Origin of the sequence: Pseudoalteromonas sp. J010, assembly GCF_003934235.1 — a bacterium.
GTDB lineage: Bacteria > Pseudomonadota > Gammaproteobacteria > Enterobacterales > Alteromonadaceae > Pseudoalteromonas > Pseudoalteromonas peptidolytica.
Window position 1 is genome coordinate 1 of the sequence record NZ_RDBW01000054.1, and the last position, 21,543, is coordinate 21,543.

General features: G+C 42.6%; 20 protein-coding genes and 1 tRNA gene. 4 read left to right on the forward strand and 17 right to left on the reverse strand.

What is annotated here, in order from left to right; translation table 11 throughout:
• Window positions 1-50: 50 nt before the first annotated feature.
• From EAG18_RS21350 to aspS, 11 genes are all read right to left on the reverse strand, one after another.
• Window positions 51-126, reverse strand: a tRNA-Lys gene (locus EAG18_RS21350).
• A 149-nt stretch (window positions 127-275) separates the two neighbouring features.
• Entirely contained in the window at window positions 276-1,025 is a 750-nt protein-coding gene (gene ybgF / locus EAG18_RS21355; protein WP_125254368.1) for a tol-pal system protein YbgF, read from the reverse strand.
• 12 nt (window positions 1,026-1,037) lie between these two features.
• The gene (gene pal / locus EAG18_RS21360) at window positions 1,038-1,571 is read right to left on the reverse strand and encodes a peptidoglycan-associated lipoprotein Pal (RefSeq protein WP_125254369.1); all 534 of its coding nucleotides are present in this window, start codon (window positions 1,569-1,571) and stop codon (window positions 1,038-1,040) included.
• A 40-nt stretch (window positions 1,572-1,611) separates the two neighbouring features.
• The gene (tolB, locus tag EAG18_RS21365) at window positions 1,612-2,970 is read right to left on the reverse strand and encodes a Tol-Pal system beta propeller repeat protein TolB (RefSeq protein ID WP_125254370.1); all 1,359 of its coding nucleotides are present in this window, start codon (window positions 2,968-2,970) and stop codon (window positions 1,612-1,614) included.
• Between the two features lie 9 nt (window positions 2,971-2,979).
• Window positions 2,980-3,921, reverse strand: coding sequence for a cell envelope integrity protein TolA (gene tolA / locus EAG18_RS21370; protein WP_125254371.1), 942 nt, complete (start codon window positions 3,919-3,921; stop codon window positions 2,980-2,982).
• Window positions 3,921-4,349 (reverse strand): protein TolR, encoded by a 429-nt coding sequence (gene tolR / locus EAG18_RS21375; protein ID WP_099643373.1) that lies wholly within the window; start codon window positions 4,347-4,349, stop codon window positions 3,921-3,923. Before tolR ends, tolA begins: the two co-directional genes overlap by 1 nt.
• The gene (gene tolQ / locus EAG18_RS21380) at window positions 4,336-5,040 is read right to left on the reverse strand and encodes a protein TolQ (RefSeq protein ID WP_125254384.1); all 705 of its coding nucleotides are present in this window, start codon (window positions 5,038-5,040) and stop codon (window positions 4,336-4,338) included. The genes tolR and tolQ overlap by 14 nt, the downstream gene beginning before the upstream one ends.
• Window positions 5,041-6,475: 1,435 nt before the next feature.
• Window positions 6,476-7,480 carry a Holliday junction branch migration DNA helicase RuvB gene (ruvB, locus tag EAG18_RS21390; protein WP_125254372.1) on the reverse strand — a complete coding sequence of 335 codons (1,005 nt, stop codon included), beginning with the start codon at window positions 7,478-7,480 and terminating at the stop codon, window positions 6,476-6,478.
• A gap of 2 nt (window positions 7,481-7,482) precedes the next feature.
• On the reverse strand, window positions 7,483-8,100 hold the full coding sequence (ruvA, locus tag EAG18_RS21395; RefSeq protein ID WP_125254373.1) for a Holliday junction branch migration protein RuvA: 618 nt from the start codon (window positions 8,098-8,100) through the stop codon (window positions 7,483-7,485).
• 2 nt (window positions 8,101-8,102) lie between these two features.
• Window positions 8,103-8,624: a crossover junction endodeoxyribonuclease RuvC gene (ruvC, locus tag EAG18_RS21400; protein ID WP_125254374.1), complete on the reverse strand. Its 522-nt coding sequence runs from the start codon at window positions 8,622-8,624 to the stop codon at window positions 8,103-8,105.
• A 122-nt stretch (window positions 8,625-8,746) separates the two neighbouring features.
• The gene (gene aspS / locus EAG18_RS21405) at window positions 8,747-10,531 is read right to left on the reverse strand and encodes an aspartate--tRNA ligase (protein ID WP_125254375.1); all 1,785 of its coding nucleotides are present in this window, start codon (window positions 10,529-10,531) and stop codon (window positions 8,747-8,749) included.
• A gap of 193 nt (window positions 10,532-10,724) precedes the next feature.
• Here aspS and EAG18_RS21410 point away from each other — a divergent pair, with 193 nt between their 5' ends.
• Both EAG18_RS21410 and EAG18_RS21415 read left to right on the forward strand, forming a co-directional pair.
• Window positions 10,725-11,573 carry a DUF72 domain-containing protein gene (locus EAG18_RS21410; protein ID WP_185745642.1) on the forward strand — a complete coding sequence of 283 codons (849 nt, stop codon included), beginning with the start codon at window positions 10,725-10,727 and terminating at the stop codon, window positions 11,571-11,573.
• A complete protein-coding gene (locus EAG18_RS21415) occupies window positions 11,573-12,079 on the forward strand; it encodes a YgjP-like metallopeptidase domain-containing protein (RefSeq protein ID WP_125254376.1) in 507 nt (168 codons plus the stop codon). Before EAG18_RS21410 ends, EAG18_RS21415 begins: the two co-directional genes overlap by 1 nt.
• A 52-nt stretch (window positions 12,080-12,131) precedes the next feature.
• Here EAG18_RS21415 and EAG18_RS21420 read toward each other — a convergent pair whose 3' ends face one another.
• A complete protein-coding gene (locus tag EAG18_RS21420; protein WP_125254377.1) occupies window positions 12,132-12,929 on the reverse strand; it encodes a M48 family metallopeptidase in 798 nt (265 codons plus the stop codon).
• 225 nt (window positions 12,930-13,154) lie between these two features.
• On the opposite strand from EAG18_RS21420, the gene EAG18_RS21425 reads away from it, so the two are divergent.
• On the forward strand, window positions 13,155-14,360 hold the full coding sequence (locus EAG18_RS21425; protein WP_125254378.1) for a Bcr/CflA family multidrug efflux MFS transporter: 1,206 nt from the start codon (window positions 13,155-13,157) through the stop codon (window positions 14,358-14,360).
• Between the two features lie 251 nt (window positions 14,361-14,611).
• Here EAG18_RS21425 and EAG18_RS21430 read toward each other — a convergent pair whose 3' ends face one another.
• The 4 genes from EAG18_RS21430 to EAG18_RS21445 form a co-directional block, all read right to left on the reverse strand.
• Entirely contained in the window at window positions 14,612-15,175 is a 564-nt protein-coding gene (locus EAG18_RS21430) for a YSC84-related protein (protein ID WP_125254379.1), read from the reverse strand.
• A gap of 110 nt (window positions 15,176-15,285) precedes the next feature.
• Window positions 15,286-16,395: an aminotransferase class I/II-fold pyridoxal phosphate-dependent enzyme gene (locus EAG18_RS21435; RefSeq protein WP_125254380.1), complete on the reverse strand. Its 1,110-nt coding sequence runs from the start codon at window positions 16,393-16,395 to the stop codon at window positions 15,286-15,288.
• A 118-nt stretch (window positions 16,396-16,513) separates the two neighbouring features.
• Window positions 16,514-18,619 (reverse strand): 5-histidylcysteine sulfoxide synthase, encoded by a 2,106-nt coding sequence (gene ovoA / locus EAG18_RS21440; RefSeq protein ID WP_125254381.1) that lies wholly within the window; start codon window positions 18,617-18,619, stop codon window positions 16,514-16,516.
• A 397-nt stretch (window positions 18,620-19,016) separates the two neighbouring features.
• Window positions 19,017-19,862, reverse strand: coding sequence for a DUF417 family protein (locus tag EAG18_RS21445; RefSeq protein ID WP_125254382.1), 846 nt, complete (start codon window positions 19,860-19,862; stop codon window positions 19,017-19,019).
• Window positions 19,863-20,068: 206 nt separating this feature from the next.
• Here EAG18_RS21445 and EAG18_RS21450 point away from each other — a divergent pair, with 206 nt between their 5' ends.
• Entirely contained in the window at window positions 20,069-20,716 is a 648-nt protein-coding gene (locus tag EAG18_RS21450) for a tRNA (adenine(22)-N(1))-methyltransferase TrmK (protein ID WP_125254383.1), read from the forward strand.
• On the opposite strand, the gene EAG18_RS21455 is transcribed toward EAG18_RS21450, so the two are convergent.
• Complete coding sequence (locus EAG18_RS21455; protein ID WP_125254386.1) at window positions 20,706-21,299, reverse strand: DUF998 domain-containing protein; 594 nt, start codon at window positions 21,297-21,299, stop codon at window positions 20,706-20,708. The genes EAG18_RS21450 and EAG18_RS21455 overlap by 11 nt on opposite strands.
• Between the last annotated feature and the right edge of the window lie 244 nt (window positions 21,300-21,543).

Here is a 21,543-nt window from a genome sequence, read left to right on the forward strand (position 1 = left end):
ACCAACTGAGCTAATGACCCGCTCAAAYATGAATTCTAAARCTTATAAMGTGGTGGGTCATGATGGACTCGAACCATCGACCAATGGATTAAAAGTCCACTGCTCTACCAACTGAGCTAATGACCCACTTTACACAGCAGTTTTTTGTTACCAATCGCCTGCTGCGGGCGCTTATAATACTTATTTAAATTTTGAGTGCAACTGAAATAGCTAGTTTTTTTCACTTTTTATGACTAAGCGCCTAATTTTAAGGCACTCAGCTCAAAAAGTGATAATTACATCTTAGCTAAACGCTCTGTTGCCAATTTTGCAGGAGTCGTACTTGGATACTCTTTAATCAATTTATTTAAGAGCGTTTTGGCTTCAGTTGTTTTACCTTGCTCATTAAGTATCGTTCCTAGCTTTAACATAGCCTCTGGGCGCTTGTTTGACTCAGGAAAGTTCGTTACAACTGTCTCAAAGTGAGATTTTGCATCGCTACTTTTCGTTTTAATTAAGAATAGCTGCCCTAGCCAATAATGCGCATTAGGAACATAAACTGAATTTGGGTATGTCTGTAAAAAACGTTGGAACTCTGGTATCGCGGCATCATAGCGCTTATCCTTCATGATCATGTTTACTGCACGATCATAAGCTTCATTCTCAGACAAATTACTACTAAACGCTTGTTCAGGGGTAATATCTGTTGTCACGGTGCTTGTCTGAGACTGATCATAGGCCTGACTAACCCGGTTTTCAATTTCCTGATAGAGCTCACGTTGACGTTGCAAGACTTTTTCCAGTTTATAGCTTTGTTCTTCAGTTACACCACGAACTTGACTTACTTCCTCTTGCAACAGGTTGAGTTGCTGCTGGAGCTCTGCTTGTAGCAGGTTTCGGGTTCTCATCATACTTTCTAATTGAGAGATCCGTTCTTCAATTGTTTGATCTGAATTTGCAGCTTCTGAAACAGGAGCGGGAGCAGCCCAAACTTGGGCGCTCCCGCTCATGAGAAAGAATGCTGCCAAAATAGTATTCGGCTTCATAATAACTCTTTCTTAGTACACTAATACCGCACGACGGTTTTTAGCAAATGCTTCTTCTGTACGAGACTTAACCATAGGCTTTTCTTCACCGTAGCTCACGACTGAAATCTGGCTATCTGAAACACCTAAGCTTTGCAGGTACTTAGCAACTGACTTACCGCGGCTTTCACCAAGAGCAATATTGTACTCAGGTGTACCACGCTCATCCGCATGACCTTCTACAAGAACTTTTACACTTGGGTTTTTAACCAAGAAATCAGCATGTGCTTGAAGTAGCTCTGCATATTTGCTTTGAATTGTAGATTTATCAAAATCAAAGTAAACAATTTGCTCTTGGCGTAACGCTTCATATTTTTCGCGTAGCTTCTCTTCAGCCGACTTTTCGCGAGACATTGTGTTTACGTCTACAGTGTTGCTCTCTGTGGTTGCCGCTCTGTTACTCTCATTAGCCGCACCTTCGTCAACACTTGAAGAAGAGCTACATGCTGCAAGTGTCATCACAGGCAACGCGACCATTAAAGCTTTTAAAGTTTTGTTAAGTTGCATCGAGTATGTTCCTATATCTTTATAAATCTAACCAGCAAAATTACTGTAAAAACGGCGACCAGGCTGGTGCCTTAACCTGACCGTCCAAGACCGGTAGTCTTGCCTTGAAACGGCCATCCATAGACACCAATGCCAATACCTGCTTATTATTGTGCAAGGTGCTGTATATTATCATTGAACCATTTGGCGCGATACTCGGAGATTCATCTAACCTCGTACGAGTCAACACTTGAAACAGCCCGGAATCTAATTCTTTTTTAGCAATATGGTAACGGCCAAGTGTACGGTTTACCATTATCAAACGCTTTCCGTCTGGAGTAATGGAGCCCGCTAAGTTCATGTCACCGTCGAATGTAACTCGCTTAGACCGACCAGATTTTAAATTTAACTTATAAATCTGAGCATTACCACCCCTTTCAGATGTATACACAATTTCTTGTCCATTTGGATGCCAAGACGGTTCAGTATCTATACTACGGTGGCGTGTTAAGCGCGTTTCTTGCTTGGTTTTTAAGTCTATCAAGTAAACTTCTGTTGCACCGCCTGCATCTTTAGAAAACACAGCTAGCAGTTTGGTGCCATCAGGCGAAAATTGTGGAGCACCATTAATACCAGGATAGCTTGTAATTAGTTCACGCTTTCCGGTATAGATGTCCTGAATATAAATTTGTGACTGACGGTTTTCAAAAGTGACATAAGCAAGTTTATTCGCATCTGGTGACCAAGCTGGTGACATCAGTGGCTCTTTTGAGCGTAGTAATACTTGCTCATTGTAGCCATCATAATCGGCAACAACTAACTGATAAGGTTTGTCTTGTTCATCTCGAACAATGATATAAGCAATCTTGGTTCTAAACGCACCTTTTTCGCCGGTCAGTGCTTCATAAACAACATCGCTTATCTGATGAGCATAGTTTCTAAACCCACTGGCGTTAATAATGCTTTGACGTCCTTCAAGTACATGATCGTCGCTCTGCATCAAGCGGCCATTTGACATGATACGCGTTTCACCACCAGTCAATTGTGCTCTTATCACATCAATAAGCTCATATTTTACCAAATAACGTCCTGCAGATTGTTGTGTCACTGTACCAACAACCACAGCTTCAACGCCAGCATCAACCCAAGCGGCATAATCCACTTCAGTATCTGTCGTTGGTAATTGTGGCATATTGCTTTCCGCAATCGGTTTAAACTTACCACTGCGCATAAGATCTGCTGAAATTACCTCAGTTAAACTTGAGGGCATCTCCCCTGTACCATTGTATTTAAACGGTACAATTGCGATAGGTCTAGCACTGTCCACCCCTTCGGTAATCACTATCTCCAACGCGGCCTGCACGTAGTGTGAGATACCAAGGGTTAAAACCAGTAATAAGGTTGAGAACTTTTTTAACATGTTCGTCCTTTATAAATTAGGTTTGATTGTTAAATTGATATTTTTAAGCTGTTCAAATACGTCTTTTTCTTTTGAAACAGGTAAAGTGTCAGCCATTTTCACCGCTCGTATTGCGGCTTCACAAACCAGTCTGTCTCCGCCGAGTGATTCAACATGGGTCACCAAGCCATTGAAAGCTAGTCGAATGTTAACACGACATTGCTTACCCTTCATTGTCTCATCAATCAGAAGATTAGCTTGGATACGCTGCATAATAAGGGCTTTATACTTATCTACTTCGCTCAACACTTGCTGCTGACGAATTTTAGCTCTTGCAGCTTGCTCTTTTGCTAGTTGCTCCCGTAGCATTTGCTCTTCGAGTGCTTTTTGACGCTTGCGCTCTGCTTCTTCAGCTTTTCGCTTCTCTTCAGCTTCACGCCGTTTGCGTGCTTCCTCTGCCTTTTTCAGTCTATCTTCTTCTGCTTTACGTTGGGCGGCAGCTTTTTTGGCTGCTTCCTCTGCTGCAGCTTTTTCTGCTCTGGCTTTATCGGCTTGCTCACGTTGCTTTTTCTCTATCTCTCTTGCACGCTTGGCCTGAGCTTCTGCACGACGCTTTTCTTCAAGCTTTGCTTGACGCTCTTGCTCTAGCTTTTTAATACGGCGAGCTTCTGCTTCTCTGTCTTTTCTAGCTTGCTGTGCACGCTGCTCTAAATCACGAATACGCCGCTCCTCTGCGGCCTTTTTATCTGCCTCACGCTTTTTTAGATCCGCAATCTTCTTTTCGACAGCTTGCTGATCGACAGAAACAGCAGACACCACTCGCTCAGGTTGTTTGTCTTCCTGTTGCGGGTTTAGCGTCACTTCCATCACTGTCGGCGTATCCATATGAAAATTTGCAGTAGCAAGAAGCAACCCACCAATTGCACCATGAAGCAAGACTGACTTAACTACGCTGCTAGATAATGAACTCATTATTCATCCTCAAACGATTTCGTCATTAACCCAACAGAAGGCACTCCCGCCTTTTTCAAAAAGTCCATCAGATAAAGTACTTCTTGATAAGACACTTTTCCTGAGCCTTTTATCATTACTGGTGTATCGGGGTTTTGTTCGAGTTTAAGCTTAATAACTGCAGCAACTTCTACAGCATCCATTGGTGCTTCAGGATCAGTACCCACTGTAACAAAGTAGCGGCCTTCGGCATCAATCGTCGCAATAATAGGAGGCGAGTCCTTAGTTTCAACTAATTCGGATTCCTCCATTTGAGGAAGATCTACTTTTACGCCGTGCTGGATCAGCGGCGCTGTAGCCATAAAAATGATCAACAACACCAACATGACATCTATATAAGGAACGACGTTAATTTCCGCTACGGGACGGCGCTTCTTACGCTGATACATTTTGCTTAGCCTCTACTTGTGTTGCTGCTTGACGATAAAGAATATTGGCAAACTCTTCCATAAAGTTGATGTATTGGTTTTCTAACTTTTCAACATTTTTCGCAAAGCGGTTATAAGCCATCACAGCCGGAATTGCAGCAAATAAGCCCATTGCCGTTGCAATCAACGCCTCAGCGATACCCGGAGCAACCATTTGCAGCGTGGCTTGTTTGACTTCGCCCAAGGCAATAAAAGCGTTCATAATTCCCCACACAGTACCAAACAAGCCAATATACGGGCTTATTGAACCGACTGTTGCAAGAAAAGAAAGGCTGGACTCTAGCTTTTCAACCTCTCGGGAAAGCGCAACTCGCATTGACCTGTGAGTGCCCTCCAGCACAATTGAAGGCGATTGGATATTGCCTTTTTTATGCTTTGCAAATTCTTTGAAGCCCGACACAAATAGCGCCTCTAACCCAGAAGCTGTTCCAGCTCTTGCGGTGATTTCATTATAGAGCTTACTTAGATCCATACCTGACCAAAACTTTTGCTCGAAATTCTTTGACTGGCTTTGGGCTTGCGAAATAATGGTTTTGCGCTGAAAGATAATTGCCCAAGAAGCAATTGATAGACCAACCAGAGTCAACATCACAAGTTGTACTAAAAAACTGGCTTTTAAAATTAAATCGACAAAATTTAGTCCCGATTCCACGTTATTATACTCCCAAAAGTGTTTCGGCGATGGTAGCCATTTATATATTGAGCGCTTAGAGGCTGCATCTAGTGATAGACTAGAACTACTACCAAAAGGTTCAGCTAGTTTAACCACACTGTAAATACCTTACAATCTCAATACTGCGAATTCATTGTATTTGACGATAAATAACTCAAATCCTTACTGTCCTTCTATTTCATACTTTTTCTATGGTTTTAGCTCCCTGAGCTACTGGTTGTAAATATGATTAAAAACTGCATAAAACACTGCTTTTATGCACAAATATAGAATAAAACCTCAAAAAACATATTGGTCTTACCAATTAACAACAAATTATCTAATATTCACACTTTGTATGAATATAGAACAAACCCATATATTACAAGCACTTAAAAAAACAAAACCCTGAACATGCGGTTGAATTTCGTACTAATAAAAAACAGCAAGATTAGTTTTTTTTATCCGAAAAAAGAATTTTTCTAGTTTGATGAAAAGTCAAAAGCTCTTTAATATACACCCTGTACTGAGCGAGCAGCTGAAGTTTCAGCAAGCACAGTTACTTGCAATAGGATTCTGATTTTTCGTATTGCTTAGATGGAACACTTTGCGGATAAAACCCAAAGTTGATCATCTGTTCCCTGGATTACTTCCTTCAACTTGTTGTTTTGCCCGCATTTATATGCGGGCTTTTTTTTGCCAAAAATTCAAAGCTCAATTCTAATACCAATTATCTTAATTAAGTGATCTATTTTGAGGCGAGAAAACCTTGTTGATAACCCACTCATATGCCCTGCTATCATCAACGTACCAGCCAATCTATGTAAGACAAAAGGTTTGCGATTTAACCTGAGGTCTGGATAAGGAATGCTCCAACTCATTGTTGCTAAAGCACAACTTAGTTTTTTCTTTATCTAGCCAGAGAGTTTTAGGGAAAACACCGCTCCCACGTCCTGCTCTCGCTAAAGTACCTACACCATGTAGGCAAGGCGAATTTACGCACCAATAGCTAGCAGTTAGCGCTAAAACTGGCTGCTAGAAAGGCATTAATTATCCGCAGCTCAGGTTATTTAGTTGTTTCACATAGCAAATTTTAATGTCGGTGGTATTAATCTTTCTCCGTCATATCGAGCTAGCATTAAAACAAATTTGGGTTAATCTATATTGCGGAATTAGATTAACCATGTCGTCATGAACCTTGCTTGAATTGTCAGGAAATGAATAGCCTGAGCTTACGCTTTGAAATGATAGGGGATTTGCGCGGCTATTCATGTTAGAGAGAAAACGGCCACGTAAAGTAATGAATAAATAACTTAGGGCTTGAATAAAGAATTACTGAGTGCAGGTTCGCTATTTGCGAGGGAGTAACAGGTGAGAAACATCGCCGTTCCTTCACCTCATTATTTCAATGATATCTGCTTAGCCTAAAGCTAAATTACTCAGGCTTAGACAAATCAAAATGCAAATACGCTTTATCTGAAACAATACGCCCTCTTGGCGTACGTTGAATAAAACCTTGTTGGATCAAAAATGGTTCAATGACATCTTCGATGGTCTCTTTTTCTTCTCCGATTGCCGCCGCGAGGTTATCGAGCCCCACCGGGCCACCGGTAAACTTTTCAATGATTGCCAGCAGATATTTGCGATCCATATAATCAAATCCGCATTTATCAACATCAACCATATCCAGTGCTAAGTGGGCAATCTCTTCAGTGATAGAGCCATCCCCTTTTACTTCAGCAAAGTCTCTGACTCGACGCAATAAACGATTTGCGATCCGTGGTGTACCTCGCGCACGACGAGCAACTTCTGTCGCACCAGATTCGGTGATCTCTAGATTTAAGTGATACGCTGAGCGAGTAACAATCGAAGATAAGTCTGCAACCGAGTAAAACTCTAAACGCTGTACAATGCCAAAACGGTCTCTCAATGGTGAGGTCAAAGAACCAGCGCGTGTCGTAGCCCCTACTAGAGTAAAAGGCGGTAAATCCAGCTTAATTGAACGTGCAGCGGGGCCTTCTCCTATCATGATGTCCAATTGGTAATCTTCCATCGCAGGATAGAGAATTTCTTCCACCTGAGGGCTTAAACGATGGATCTCATCAATAAATAACACATCACCTTCTTCAAGGTTAGTCAGTAACGCAGCAAGATCACCTGCCTTTTCAAGCACCGGCCCAGAGGTAGTTTTAATATTCACCTCAAGCTCGTTTGCAACAATGTTCGCAAGCGTCGTTTTCCCTAAACCTGGCGGGCCAAAAATCAGTAAGTGGTCTAACGCTTCTTGCCTTGAGCGCGCCGCTGCAATAAAGATTTCCATTTGCTTTTTAACATGCGGCTGACCGGTATAATCGTTTAGTAATTTAGGCCTAATCGCCCTATCTACTACGTCTTCATTACCTTGGATCTCAGGCTCAATTAATCTATCTGCTTCAATCATAGTTACATCATCGATTTAAGAGCATCTTTGATGATACTCTCTGTCGTCATGCCTTCTTTGTTCACGGCTTTTACCGCTTTTTGTGCTTGAACTTGTTTATACCCTAATGCCATTAATGCCGCAATCGCTTCATCTGACGGGGTGTCGCTTACCGTTGGATTTTCTTGCGGAGCAAGTACAGCAGCATCACTAAATGGTGTGAGCAAGTCATTGCCAAAGTCTTTTAACTTGTCTTTCATCTCAAGTACTAAACGCTCAGCGGTCTTCTTACCAACACCTGGAATTTTAACCAAAGTTGTCGCATCACCTTGATTAACACAACTAACGAATTGCTCTGCCGACATGCCCGATAAAATCGCAAGCCCAAGTTTGGGTCCTACGCCATTTGCTTTAATTAAGGTTCTAAACAGCGCTCGTGCTATCTTACTATTAAAGCCAAATAACAATTGTGCGTCTTCACGAACTACAAAATGGGTAAACACTGAGACTGCTTCTCCCACATTTGGTAGCTCGTAAAAGCAGGTCATTGGCATTTGCACTTCGTACCCAACACCTGCAACGTCGATTAGTATTTCTGGAGGCTGTTTTTCTAACAGTGTACCGCTTAACTTTCCAATCATAGTTATCTTAACCTTCCTCTTACTGTTTTACGTGCGGCTCCGGCCATCTTTATTAAATTTTGCCTTGAGTGGGCATGACAAATTGCTACAGCTAAGGCATCAGCGGCGTCAGCTTGAGGCGTGCCTGGCAGCTTTAGAATGCGCTTAACCATCTCTTGTACTTGGTTTTTATCTGCGCCACCTGTCCCTGCAACCGCTTGTTTAATTTGCCTTGCAGAATACTCGCTGACATTAACCGACTGCATTGTCGCTGCCACGATGGCCGCTCCTCGGGCTTGACCAAGCTTTAGCGCAGAGCTTGGGTTGTGTGCAACAAACACTTGTTCAATTGCAAAATCACTAGGCGAAAACTGCTCTATCAGTTGGGTGATCCCTTGATAGATCATTTTTAAGCGGATGGGAAATTCATGTTCACCCACTTTAATGCAGCCGCTTCCCAAATATTGGAACTTTGCGCCCTGGTGAGCAATCACGCCATATCCAGTAAATCGTGAACCCGGATCAATTCCTAAAATGACAGCCAAAAGCATTGTCTCTTTGTTTTTTGGTTATAATGCCAAAATACTGTATAGATTACCAGTTATAAGCTAGTACATAAGATCAAAAAAGGCGACCTTAGTCGCCTGTTTATATTTGTGCTGAAATGTTATTCGTCTGAATTTTGCTCAGCAAGCTGCTTTTCAACTGAAATAGCAAGCTCTTTAAGTGCATCTGGGTTTGCAGGGCTTGGCGCATCAGTCATCAAACATGATGCCTGAGTTGTTTTCGGGAATGCAATCACATCACGAATATTATCTGTGCCACACAGTAACATCACCAAACGATCAAGACCAAACGCAAGGCCGGCATGTGGTGGAGTGCCATATTTTAGTGCATCCAATAAGAAGCCAAACTTCTCTTGCTGCTCAGCCTCTTCAATACCTAAAATTCTAAAGGCAGCCTGCTGCATTTCATTGTTGTGGATACGAACCGAACCGCCACCAACTTCATAGCCATTAAGTACCATATCATAAGCATCAGAAAGCGTACCTGCTGGGTTTGCTTCAAGCTCTGCCGCACTGACGCCTTTCGGTGCTGTAAATGGATGGTGCACAGCGTGTAAGTTACCTTCGTCGTCTTCTTCAAACATAGGGAAGTCAACAACCCAAAGTGGTGCCCACTTTGATAAGTCTGTAATTTCTAAATCAAGACCAATCTTAAGGCGTAGCGCGCCCATGGCTTCGTTTACAGTATTACGCTTGTCTGCGCCAAATAGAATAATGTCACCTGTGTTTGCGCCTGTGCGCTCAAGCAGTGCATTGATCACTTCTTCGTTCAAGAACTTGGCAATTGGCGACTGTACGCCTTCGATACCAGCATCACGGTCGTTCACTTTCATCCACGCTAAGCCTTTAGCGCCATAGATGCCTACAAATTTAGTGTACTCATCAATTTGCTTACGAGAAAGTTGTGCCCCACCGGGTACGGATAGCACAGCTACACGACCTTTTTCGTCATTTGCAGGGCCACTTAGTACTTTAAACTCAACATCTTTTACAATGTCAGCGACATCGATCAGTTCAAGTGGATTACGTAAATCTGGTTTATCTGAACCATATTTACTCATCGCTTCGCTGTAAGGCATCACTGGAAACTCGCCTAAGTCAACGTCTAAGAAAGATTGCCACATTTCGCGAACCATCTTCTCTGTAACGCCACGTACTTGGTCTGAACTCATGAATGACGTTTCGATATCGATCTGAGTGAATTCTGGCTGGCGGTCTGCACGCAAATCTTCGTCACGGAAACACTTAACGATTTGGTAGTAACGATCAAAACCAGACATCATCAACAGCTGTTTAAATAGCTGTGGTGACTGAGGCAACGCGTAAAAGCTGCCTTTATGCACACGGCTAGGCACTAAGTAATCACGTGCGCCTTCAGGTGTTGCTTTTGTCAGTACTGGTGTTTCGATATCTAAAAATTCGTTTTCATCTAAGAAGCGACGAACGAAGCTACTAGCTTTTGCACGCATCTTGATGCGGTCGCTCATTTCAAGACGACGTAGGTCTAAGTAGCGATATTTAAGACGACGCTCTTCCGAGTTTTGTTGGTTAAAATCAAGCGGTAAAGGCTCTGAACGATTGATGATAGTCAGATCCGTACCGAGTATTTCAACTTCACCTGTCGCCATGTCTTTATTCACTTGGCTTTCAGGACGCGCACGGACAACACCTTTGATCTGAACACAGAACTCTTGGCGCAACGTATTCGCTTTATCCATTAAGCCTTCCACTTCTGGATCGAATACCACTTGCACAAGTCCTTCTCTGTCTCTTAAGTCAACAAAGATTAGGCCGCCAAGGTCACGACGTTTATTGATCCAACCACATAGTTCAACTTCCTGATCTACATGGCTCTTATTTAGTTTTCCGCAGTATATAGAGCGCATAAAATTCCTGTCAGTCCAGTTTGCTCTTACGACTAATCATTTCTCACCACACAATATGAATTCACACTATTGGTAAGGCAGTCGCTAAGACTCGTTTTCAATAACCGACAATTATATAAAAATACGCTGCATTGTCATCCTCAATCTAAGATCTGATACACTATTGGCACATTTAATTGGTATTTTATTTGATATGTTGTATCTGGGTTGTCCACAATGGAGCAGCACACATTGGAAGGGTCGCGTTTTTAGCACGCACTGCAATGCCACAAATATGCTCAAAGAGTATGGTCAAGTGTTTAATAGTGTTGAAGGGAATACGACTTTTTATGCCGATCCTAATCCACAAACAGTACTAAAATGGCTTGAGCAAGTACCTGATGATTTTCGTTTTACGTTTAAGATCCCAAAGCGATTTAGTCACGAAATGGCACTTAGCCACTGCCAAGATGAATTACTTGCTTGGTGTAATACAATGGCACCGCTATTTCCTAAAATCGGTATGTTAATGCTGCAATTACCCGCGCAGTTTTCGCCAGAGCAGATAAATAAAATACGACAATTTTTGTCTTGGCTACCCAAATCGCTAACTGTTGGTGTTGAAGTACGGCATTGGGATTTTTATCGCAAGGKCGAAGCTGAGCGCAGATACAACCAATATTTAATTGAAAATAATTACAACCGAATCGTAATGGATACTCGCGCACTCTTTAGCGAGCCTGCCAGTACCCCTGCGATTATAGATGCACAGCAAAAAAAGCCACGATTACCTGTGCACGCAATTGCCACAGGAAACAACCCTGTCCTACGCTTTGTTGGCTGCTCCAAACTTGAGTCAAATCGAGAGTTTTACCAACCTTGGTTAGTAAAGCTTACTCAGTGGCTCCACGAAGGTAAATCACCTTATGTATTTTTTCATACCGCTGATAATTTTGATGCACCATTTTTAGCAAGACAATTTATCGCTGATTTGTATATGCAGCACCAAGTAAGCAATCCATTCCCCGCTGAAAAAGAAGCAAAGCAAGAGGCGCTGTTTTAATGTCCCATCCCTATTTTTTACACTACTCTGAAGAGGTTCAAGCTCAAGTAACTCAACTAATTGAGCACAAGAAATTAGGTACTTTTTTCAAAAGCCGTTACCCAGAACCACATCAAATAAAAAACGATAAGTTGCTTTACGAATATGTCGAAGGGTTAAGACAACAGTACTTAAAAAATACTCCAAGGGTTTCACAAGCTAAATTTGAGAAACGCCACAACATGGTAGTTAATGCCTTAGGAACACATACTTTTAAAACCACACGACACGGTCACAAACACAAAACTTCACACCAAATACACATAGCGGCTCAGCTAAAGCACGCACCTGAAGCGATATTACGGGCGCTAGTTGTTCACGAGCTTGCACACTTTAAAGAGAAGGATCACAACAAAGCATTTTATAAGCTTTGCCAGTACATGGAACCAAGCTACCATCAGCTCGAGCTAGAATTACGGCTGTTTATATTAATGTGTGAGACTGAAGGTAACACCAATTACATTTAACTAAACTGCAATTGGTGCATTTATAAGCTCGATAAGTGCTGAGGATAGCTAGCTAGCGTTTACAGCTTGGAGTAAAGCCACTAGCTCTGGCCTTATTCGCAGTTGCCTTAGCAGTGACCATATTTGCCTCAAGCTGCTTTATGCGGTTTTCTGGCGCGGGGTGTGTAGACATAAACTCTGGTGGGCGCTGCTCACTCATTTTGGCCATGTTTTGCCAAAGCGCAACAGAACCTTCTGGGTTAAAACCGGCCTTAGCCATCAAGTCCAGACCTATAACATCTGCCTCACTCTCATGTGAGCGACTAAACGGTAACGCAACACCATATTGCGCCCCCAAGCCCAACCCCTGTAAAATCGCATTTCGGTATTCGACGTTATTCATTTCAAGCACAGCGGCACCGGCTTGAAGCCCTAATTGCAAAATACTGCTTTGAGACACTCGCTCATTTGCGTGTTCTGCAATAACGTGACCGACCTCGTGACCCATCAYCGCCGCCAATTGATCTTGGTTTTCAGCTACATTTAGAATGCCAGTATGTACGCCAATTTTGCCCCCAGGCAGGGCAAATGCGTTCGCAGAGTCATCCTCAAATACCACCACTTCCCATTGCTGATTTGCATAGTGCGTTGGCAGTTGCGCTATTAAAGCATTTGCAATACACTTGACGTAGCGATTAGTATTTGCGCTCAGGTCAACCTTTTGCTCCTGTTTCATCTGCTCAAAGCTTGCAACACCCATTTGGTCCATTTGTTGTTCTGAGTATAGTGCTAACTGAGTACGTCCAGTAGGCGATGTTTTACAGCCAACCAGCGTTGCTGCAACCGCGATCGCGAGAACCAGTTTTTTCATAACTTGTTCCTTTTCTTATTTTACAACCAAAGTGTTCTAAGTTTACCGCAATTTCGTCACTTAACGAGACTAACTTAGTACAATATAAAAAATTTTTCATGAACAACGGCTTATCAGAACAGCATTTTTAATCGTACTGCTTTAGCGCGTACGGCTTCTTCATCATTTTAAGTTCATCTGATGAGTATATTTTTTGTTAGAGCAATAAGGTAACAATACCAACATATGAAGTCATCAACACTCCCTGCAATTCTATTACCGTTATTGGCTAGTATTGTTGCAATTACGCCCTTGGCTATCGACCTTTATCTCCCTGCGATGCTTGCGATTGCTGATAGCTTGAATAGCCCACTTGAGCAAGTACAAGTCTCTCTCAGTAGCTACTTGGCAGGCTATGCAGTCGGCATGATGGTATTTGGTCCACTTGCTGACAAGTTTTCTAGGCACACCTTGGCAATATTCGGATTGGCTGGATTTACCGCAGCGTCTGTCGGGCTCGCATTAACCAATGACATCGATATGTTTTGCCTCTTACGTGTCGTTCAAGCATTTTGTGGTGCTGCTGCAACGGTGGTTGTGCCGGGTGTAATACGATACTACTACAAAGAGCACACCGCCAAGGGAATGTCCTATGTCTCGATGATTATGATGATCGCACCACTTGTTGCTCCGTCTTTGGGTGCTGTGATTTTGTTGTACTTTGATTGGCATGCTATTTTTTGGTTTTTAGCACTATATGCAGTTTTGGTAGTTGTTGCCTTACAGTTTTTTTGTATTGCAATTCCAACCAAAGCTGACGTACCGCTTAGCTTGTCATTTTTCCTGAAAAACTATCGTATAGTTCTGACAGAAAAAAAGGCACGCTACGACATTCTATCTTCGATGTTGGCCTCATTCGCATTCTTTTGTTTTTTAACTTCAGTTTCATTTATTTACCTTGAATACTACGGTATCACAGAGCAATTGTTCGGYGTGCTATTTGCTATGAATGTAATCGCCCTTATGTTGGGTAACTTCGCGAATACGCGCTTAGTTCCAAGATTAGGCTCAAGAAAAATGCTCAATATTGGCCTGACAATTGGCGTTATCTTTTCCACACTTTTGGTCGTATTGAGTAGTCAGTCAGTGTCAGTATGGGTGCTAGCCTCTGCAATAGCACCATTGATGATGAGTCTTGGCATTATTGCCAGTAATGCTGATGCGTTAATACTATTGCAATTTGAACATCAAACAGGCACGGCAACGGCTGTAATTGGAACGCTGAGGTTTGGTAGCGGCGCGTTGGTCGGCCCGCTCCTTGCACTAGCGACTCCTGAGTCACCTTTACCGTTTTCTAGCTTTATGTTTGCAGCTATTGTATTGATCATCGTCTGCCAATTGCTCACTCGACGTTTTGAAAAACGGCTCAAGCGTGAAAACGTCGCCGACTAAAAAGAAAAGCCCCATCACTATTCGGGGCTTTTTTTAAAGTTATACCAATTTTCTTAATTAACTGGTCGATTTTGAGGCGAGAAAACCTTGTCGATGACACCGCTTCCGCGTCCTGCTATCGCCAAGGTACCTACACCCGTGTAGGCAAGGCAAAAATTTTGCTATTTAGTTGTTCTAAAATAAGAAATTTTTAACGCTGTTAGCGTCAGGTTTACTCCTTCAAAGTGAGCAAGTATTGAGTCTAATTGGTATTAGTTCAGTTCCTTATCTTTCCAGAATTTGGTACCTTTTACTGTTGCTTGTAAGGCCAAGCCGCTTTGTGTAAAGGTATACACAGTGACATCGCCATAATACGCCTCGCCTTCTACCGAACGCCCCTTGTTAGCAGCTTTTGCCGCAGCATCTGCGTTGCCACCAAAGGTCCACCCAGAAGTCACAAACTTATCCATTGCCGCTTTGCTATGAAAAACCATAACTATACGATAGTCTTTAACGCCCACTCCAATACCTACGCCCCCTTCGGCCATGTTCATATAAGTATTTTGTCCAGCAGTGTTATCATGTACAACACCATAACCCGTTCCAGCTGATACAAATAACAAATTGACATTGGCATTGGAAAAAACCGCGTATCCCGGTGCTGCGGCGATCTGGGCGCGTGTATCAGGCTTTTTACTGTAGAGTTGAGTCAGTACTTCATTTTTCATATCCAAGATTGCGCGTTGCTTTTGTGCTGTGTCACCATCTCCCATAGACGCACAGGCACTGAGCATCATAGCAAAGCAGCCCATCATCACAGATTTAACGTTGATCATCACTTTTTCCTTCCAGTAGTATTTTTCGTTCTACCTTCTATCATAGTCAATCAGTTTGAATGCGGGATTAATACTATATTGTCTGGATAGCTTGTGATGATGAGCAAGTATTATTGTAGGTATGACTCGAGGCGAGTTAATCCCTCAATAAAGCTTTGCTTGCCGGTGCCTAAACGAAAATGACATTCACTGCTCATCACAAATAAGTTTGCAGGCAGCAGTAGCGTGCTTGTCGCTTCTGCAAATTGCCGAGACCAGCTCTTAGCATCCTTAACTGAGTGAATTTGTAGTAACGAGAGCATACCACCCTGGGGAGCTACCCAGCTCACTTTGTGCGAATGTTGATGAACAAATTCACACATTGCCGCTTCGTTGCGAGCCATTATTTTGGCATTTTCTTTTAAGATAATGTCGCTATGATTTAATGCGGTTGAAGCCAGCATATCGTCTACTTGACTGCCACAAATGCTCAAGTAGCTTTTACCTGCCAACAGGAGATCGGCAAGCGCTTTGTTACCACATATTGCCCAACCAACCCGAACTCCTGGTAACCCTAAGCTTTTAGATAACACACCCAAGGTAATTGACTTTACGTAATCAACGAAGCGACCGCTTGCAATACGTGCATCATCTGCACGTTGTGCTGATACCTCATCACTTAAGATATAAGCATCAAAGTGCTGTGCAAGCCTTTTAATTTCCTCCACATCCTTATCAGACAAGGTAGCGCCAGTGGGGTTATGGGGCGCATTGATGATAATCAATTTGGTTTTAGCGTTTGCCTCACGCTTAAGTCGCTCGATATCAAATTGCCACTGGTTATTAGCTTGTAGAGGGATGGATTTAACTACGGCGTCAAATTGAGTGGGTAATTTTGCCAGTGATGGATAACTTGGCGTAAAGACCAATACTTCATCTTGCGGACTTAGCAGTTGCGCCATCACCGTAAAGATAGCCTCCTGCGCGCCWCTAAATGTAACTATCTGCTCTTGGCTTAACACTACCTGTGGTTGCAAATGATAGGCTTTAATCGCAGCCCGCAGCATGTCGCTGCCCGCCATTGGGCTATAACTGAGCTCACGCTCAAACCAAGCTTCACCTGCCAATTCAACAAGTGTGTTAAGTGCCACGCCTTGGGCACAAGAATCGCTTAAATTAATATCAACAGGCGCTGCAAGACTTTGACCAAACTTGATGTGATCGGGTAATACTAGTTCCATTATTCAACCTAATAAGTAACATACCAGCACAGCGGCTGGTATGTTTTATTGACGTACTTTGCCATTTAAGCTCGGCAATAGACAGCGAATGGCAGACTCAAAGCTAGCCTAGCGCTAATTATTTAAGTCGCCATAACGTCAGCTGGCAACGCTCTAGCTCCACTTTGCGAGCATTTTTAGAAAAGGCAGACATGACTTCATCTTGCGCAACTAACTCAAAATCTCGGCCTAGCAAAATCTCTAAGCCATCACGCCCTGTGACATTTTCGCCACTCACCTTATAACCGCCAAGCCAATTTTCTGATTCAGTCAACGATTTGTCCCATTGATAGGCTGAGCTGATAGCCAAAATACCACCTGAATTTAAACGCGATTTAATTTGATTTAAAAAGGTTTTAGGTGAGTATAAGTATTCCACTACGCGATGACACAAAATCAAATCATAATCTGCAAATTGTGGCTTAAGGTTGTGGCCATCTCCCTGACAAAAATGAATACGCTCGCTCAGTTCGTTAAAGCCTAGCTGCTTTGTAGACACCTCATGAAAGTCAACTATTTCACCCTCAATTTCTGTGGCAAAGCGCACTGGCGTCCCTTCTTTTAATGCTAACGCATGCTGGATATTACGAGCTGTGAAATCAATACCATCTACTTGACTAAAATATTGAGCAAGCTCAAAACTCGCACGACCAACAGAACACCCAAGATCAAGTGCTTTATTCGTTTGACCTTGATAGTGTTTCATTAAGTGCGACACAACGCTTTGCAACGGGTTGTCAAAATTCATAACCGGTTTACCGTAGTGGCTTAGTAAGTCATTGGCTACATCCACGTCCATTTCGCATAAGTTCACTTTTTGCACCGGTACGTCTGGACTGTCACTTTCAATGTATCTAAATCCTGCATGCTGGAAGAAGTGCCGTCTAAACGCATAGCGAGAATCACGAACCGCTTCGTTACCCGTTGAGATCCACGAACCACCTTTGATCAAATTGTGTTTACCGTCAAAAGTGGGAGTCGAAAAGTCATCATACAAGGGGTGCACTTTGAAACCGGTAAACGCATCAATCGGACTTTCAGTCCATTGCCAAACATTACCAATAATGTCGAATAAACCTGCCGTTTCAAAACGGTTAACTGGGCAGCTTGAAGCACTCACTTCAAGGTTGATATTGCCAGGCGCTTCGCTCCATGTAGGCAGATCGGTGTCTAACTTGTCACGAAGTACCTGCCACTCAGCTTCTGTTGGCAAACGTATATGAGCTTCGTTTTGAGCTGATTTCCAATTACAAAATGCTTTGGCTTCAAGATAATTTACCTCTACCGGCCAATTGAGCGGAAGCGGGATCTCTTGTGCCAAGTTACGCTGCCAATAGCTCCCTTCTTTTGAAAGCCAAAAACGTGGCATTGTTGATTTTGTTGACGCCAACCACTTTTTGCCCTCGTCAGTCCAAAACTCTGGGCTTTTGTAACCACCGGCTTCAACAAATGCTAAAAACTCTTGATTCGAAACCAAGTATTTACTGGCTTTGAAAGGCGCGACGTTAACGTCTTGTACGCCATATTCGTTGTCCCACCCGTACGTTTGGTTTGACTCAGGCTTGCCTAGGCGAATATCGGTTCCCGCCACAGGAACCAAAGCATTTTCCGGCGCATCGCCATGCTCGTCACACGCACTCCAACCGGGCTGGAGTGTTAAATCAGCTAGCGGTAACATGCGGATTATTACAGAAGAAGTTTCAAGGTGAATACGCTCATGTTCAATTCCCATTAAAATCACCCAAGCAAGGCTGTCTTGTGTGATAGGTAAACTGATATCCATTGAATCGATAAGTGTATTAATCAACGTATTAACCTGCTGCCGATAAGCTCTCACTTCATCAACACTTGGCCAATCATAGTTATTACTATCAAGGTCGTCCCAAGACATTTCATCTACACCAACAGCACAAGTAGACTCAATATGCGGATTAAGGCGCTGATTTATGTATTTTCCTAACATCAATTTATTGATGTAAAAACAAGCTGTGTGACCAAAATAAAAAATTAGTGGGTGCCTTAACCTTTCCGCTTTTACAAAGTACGCGTCATCATTGTTGATATTGCTAAATAAGGATTCGTATTGTTGCCAGCTATTGTTGAAGTACGCCTTAATTTGTGCGCGCTTCTTCGCCACATCATCACCCGAAAGCCAGATCGGCTTTAATGTATTTGGTCTTTCCATAAAATAATCTTCTTTAAACTTGCTAACCAGGTACACACAATGTCGCTGCATGCAGCTCTTAATCTTTTACCGATAACCTCTCACCGCACAGTGTCGCTAATACATAGCACACCCATATAGTTTGGATTCTCGCTATGTTGTACGCCAGCTACACAGCACTCAGCGATGGTTAAGCTCGATGAATGAGGTCTATACGTACGTCCATGAAGCTTAGACCACACAAATAAACTTTTTATGACCTTAACTTATTCACATTTAATTTTCACTGCCGACGGGCTTATTTTTATAAAAAAGTTAACACAACCGCACTTGTGCCCAACTGCTCCCCTAGAAAGTAAAAAAGTGGCCGTCTAAACCACTTCTTTATAACATCCAAACGATGAATCGCTGTCACACCTTACTGTTCATTTTTACGGTGATCGAAGGTGAGATAAGCAATAATGAGCATATTTGCAATAAACCACAAATCTTTGATCACAAACTGCCCAAGTCCCGTCAGTAAGCTCGTGTCACTCAATGCCCCCATCGCTGTAAATAGAAAGGTCTGTGTCATCACAAACACCGCGATACAACCAAGCCAAGCGACGATAAGTAGTGGCCGATAATTAAACCAAATACCAATTCCCAACAGTATCGCCATCAAGAGGTCGTATATACCGATTACATTTGAAGCTTCTTGAACGGTAAATAACTCATACATCCAAGACATAAAAGGTGAAGTTTCAACTAAGGGAACAATGGCTTTTGCTTCAAGTTCAAGGAACTTCATTCCACCAATCCAAAATAATACCAAAGCGACTGGGAAATAGTTCCACCAAATTAACGTCTTTTTACTCAGCTGATGACGACAATAAAGAAAAAGAGCAATAGGTAAGAGAGCAAAATATTTTATGACTCCCTGCCCTGAGCCAATAACTGGGAACCCACCATGTGCAGCTATCCAACGATTATCAGCAAGCAAAGTACCTAAAGTGAACAAGCACACAACTGCTATCGCGGCCAGTGGCAGAGGCGCTGCGATGCTCTTGCTTTGGTGCAACACCACAAAACCACTAGTTACCATTAATACAACGCCAGATACCATCCCTAGGTTAGATATAGGCATGACATCGGTGAGACCATAAAAATCAAATGCACTCGATACCGAATTGGCACCAGCACCAAATAAGAATGAAATACCAAGCAACACTAAGCTCACCACCAATAAGCTTGCAACGGAATAATCAACTGTTTTGGAATACATATCCAACCTCTTCATCTGCTATTGCATACTAGACCTTAGATATGAAAAAGTTCATTCACTTTTTAATGTAAATGATGGCTATACCGCGCTTGAATTGAGCTGTGCACCGATATAAATCAAAAGGTTCTTACTCAAAGTCGAACACTTTATTAAGCAAGTCGGTATAATACTGAACATCATTATTCTCGCAATGAATAGGTACGTATTTGAAGTTAGGAAAACGTTTACAAGCTCTACACGATATTGTCGATAAAGACTATCAACATATTTGGGATTGCTGCTGCGACCATGGTCAATTAGGTGCACAGTTTTTGCTCTCAAGTGAAGCACATATCCACTTCGTAGATGTAGTGCCTGAACTCATTGACAAAGTAAAAAGCAACTTACAGCGTTTTTTTGACACCCAAGCCACACGCTATAGTCTATACGCTCTCGATGTTGCCAAGCTACCACTCGCCCAACATCACGGTAGGCAATTGGTTATTATCGCGGGCGTTGGGGGCGATTTAACGGCTAACTTGATGCGGAATATTTGTGCCAATTACGATAATCATGTTGATTTTTTACTCTGTCCAGTGCACCACCAATATACACTGAGAAACACGCTACAAACCCTAAACTTAAATGTGGTAGAAGAGCGGCTTGTGGAAGAGAATAACCGGATCTACGAAGTGCTTTACCTGAGCACGTATAAAACGGGTAGCATAATTACTAGCCTAGGTGATGCAATTTGGCAGCAAGGGGAACTATCAGCACGCTATTTAGCAAAAGTCCAAACTCACTATACCCGCGTCGCAAAAGGTAAACCTGAAGCGCAGGCTGTTTTAGCGGCGTACCAGAAAGTTAAAATATAACGGCTAACGCACTTAACCACACTAATTGAGCACCGTAACTGAGGCGCTGATACAAGCCTACGCCGCGCTTTAGCTTGTAGGCTTTTGCCAACTTGAAGCTAAAACCAATACACACCAGTACACACGCCGTAGAAAACCACGCAAAGCCTTTTTCAAGCGGGGTTACAAACCACACCAACAATGGTGCAATAAGTAAACTTAGCAACATGACAACCCCAGCCCATGAATGAATATTACATGCCTGACTTGGAGTTGTTGTATATGGATCAGCGTCCATCGGAAAAAACCCCGCAACCGCTGTTGCTATACCGTGGCACGTAATTAATACGCCGATGCTGTCAAGTGCCCAATTGCCCTGTGGATGTGAGATCACATAAAAACCAAAACCGCAAAATATCAAAGCTAGTGGATAATTATTAACTCTTGGTGATAAGTCCTGTGTTGGACTACCACAGGCCCCTAGTTCACTACAAAATTGATTAACATGACTATAATCAGGGTAACGCTTGGCAGCTAGGTATACACCAGCAAAAAACCATACGCTTGCTACCACACCTAAGTAGCTCATCCATTCTTGATACACTTTATCTATCCCTGCAACATAACATCTCGTGTCATCCATTCTATACTAAGTGTAAGAACAAACAATCTTCTAATATTTAAGATTAATGCGAATTTATACCAATTTGCTTAATTAAGTGGTCTATTTTGAGGCGAGAAAATCTTGTCGATAACGAGGCAAAAATTTTGCTATTTAGTTGTTCTAAATGAGAAATTTTTAACGCTGTTAGCGTCAGGTTTACTCCTTCAAATTGAGCAAGTATTAA

Excerpts from the sequence above, each read along its gene's own strand:
- ovoA (WP_125254381.1), bottom strand. The coding sequence starts at position 18,619 with ATGGAAAGACCAAATACATTAAAGCCGATCTGGCTTTCGGGTGATGAT.
- EAG18_RS21430 (WP_125254379.1), bottom strand. The coding sequence starts at position 15,175 with ATGATCAACGTTAAATCTGTGATGATGGGCTGCTTTGCTATGATGCTC.
- EAG18_RS21415 (WP_125254376.1), top strand. The coding sequence starts at position 11,573 with ATGTCCCATCCCTATTTTTTACACTACTCTGAAGAGGTTCAAGCTCAA.
- tolR (WP_099643373.1), bottom strand. The coding sequence starts at position 4,349 with ATGTATCAGCGTAAGAAGCGCCGTCCCGTAGCGGAAATTAACGTCGTT.
- tolA (WP_125254371.1), bottom strand. The coding sequence starts at position 3,921 with ATGAGTTCATTATCTAGCAGCGTAGTTAAGTCAGTCTTGCTTCATGGT.
- ybgF (WP_125254368.1), bottom strand. The coding sequence starts at position 1,025 with ATGAAGCCGAATACTATTTTGGCAGCATTCTTTCTCATGAGCGGGAGC.
- pal (WP_125254369.1), bottom strand. The coding sequence starts at position 1,571 with ATGCAACTTAACAAAACTTTAAAAGCTTTAATGGTCGCGTTGCCTGTG.
- ruvB (WP_125254372.1), bottom strand. The coding sequence starts at position 7,480 with ATGATTGAAGCAGATAGATTAATTGAGCCTGAGATCCAAGGTAATGAA.
- tolB (WP_125254370.1), bottom strand. The coding sequence starts at position 2,970 with ATGTTAAAAAAGTTCTCAACCTTATTACTGGTTTTAACCCTTGGTATC.
- EAG18_RS21445 (WP_125254382.1), bottom strand. The coding sequence starts at position 19,862 with ATGTATTCCAAAACAGTTGATTATTCCGTTGCAAGCTTATTGGTGGTG.
- aspS (WP_125254375.1), bottom strand. The coding sequence starts at position 10,531 with ATGCGCTCTATATACTGCGGAAAACTAAATAAGAGCCATGTAGATCAG.
- ruvA (WP_125254373.1), bottom strand. The coding sequence starts at position 8,100 with ATGATTGGAAAGTTAAGCGGTACACTGTTAGAAAAACAGCCTCCAGAA.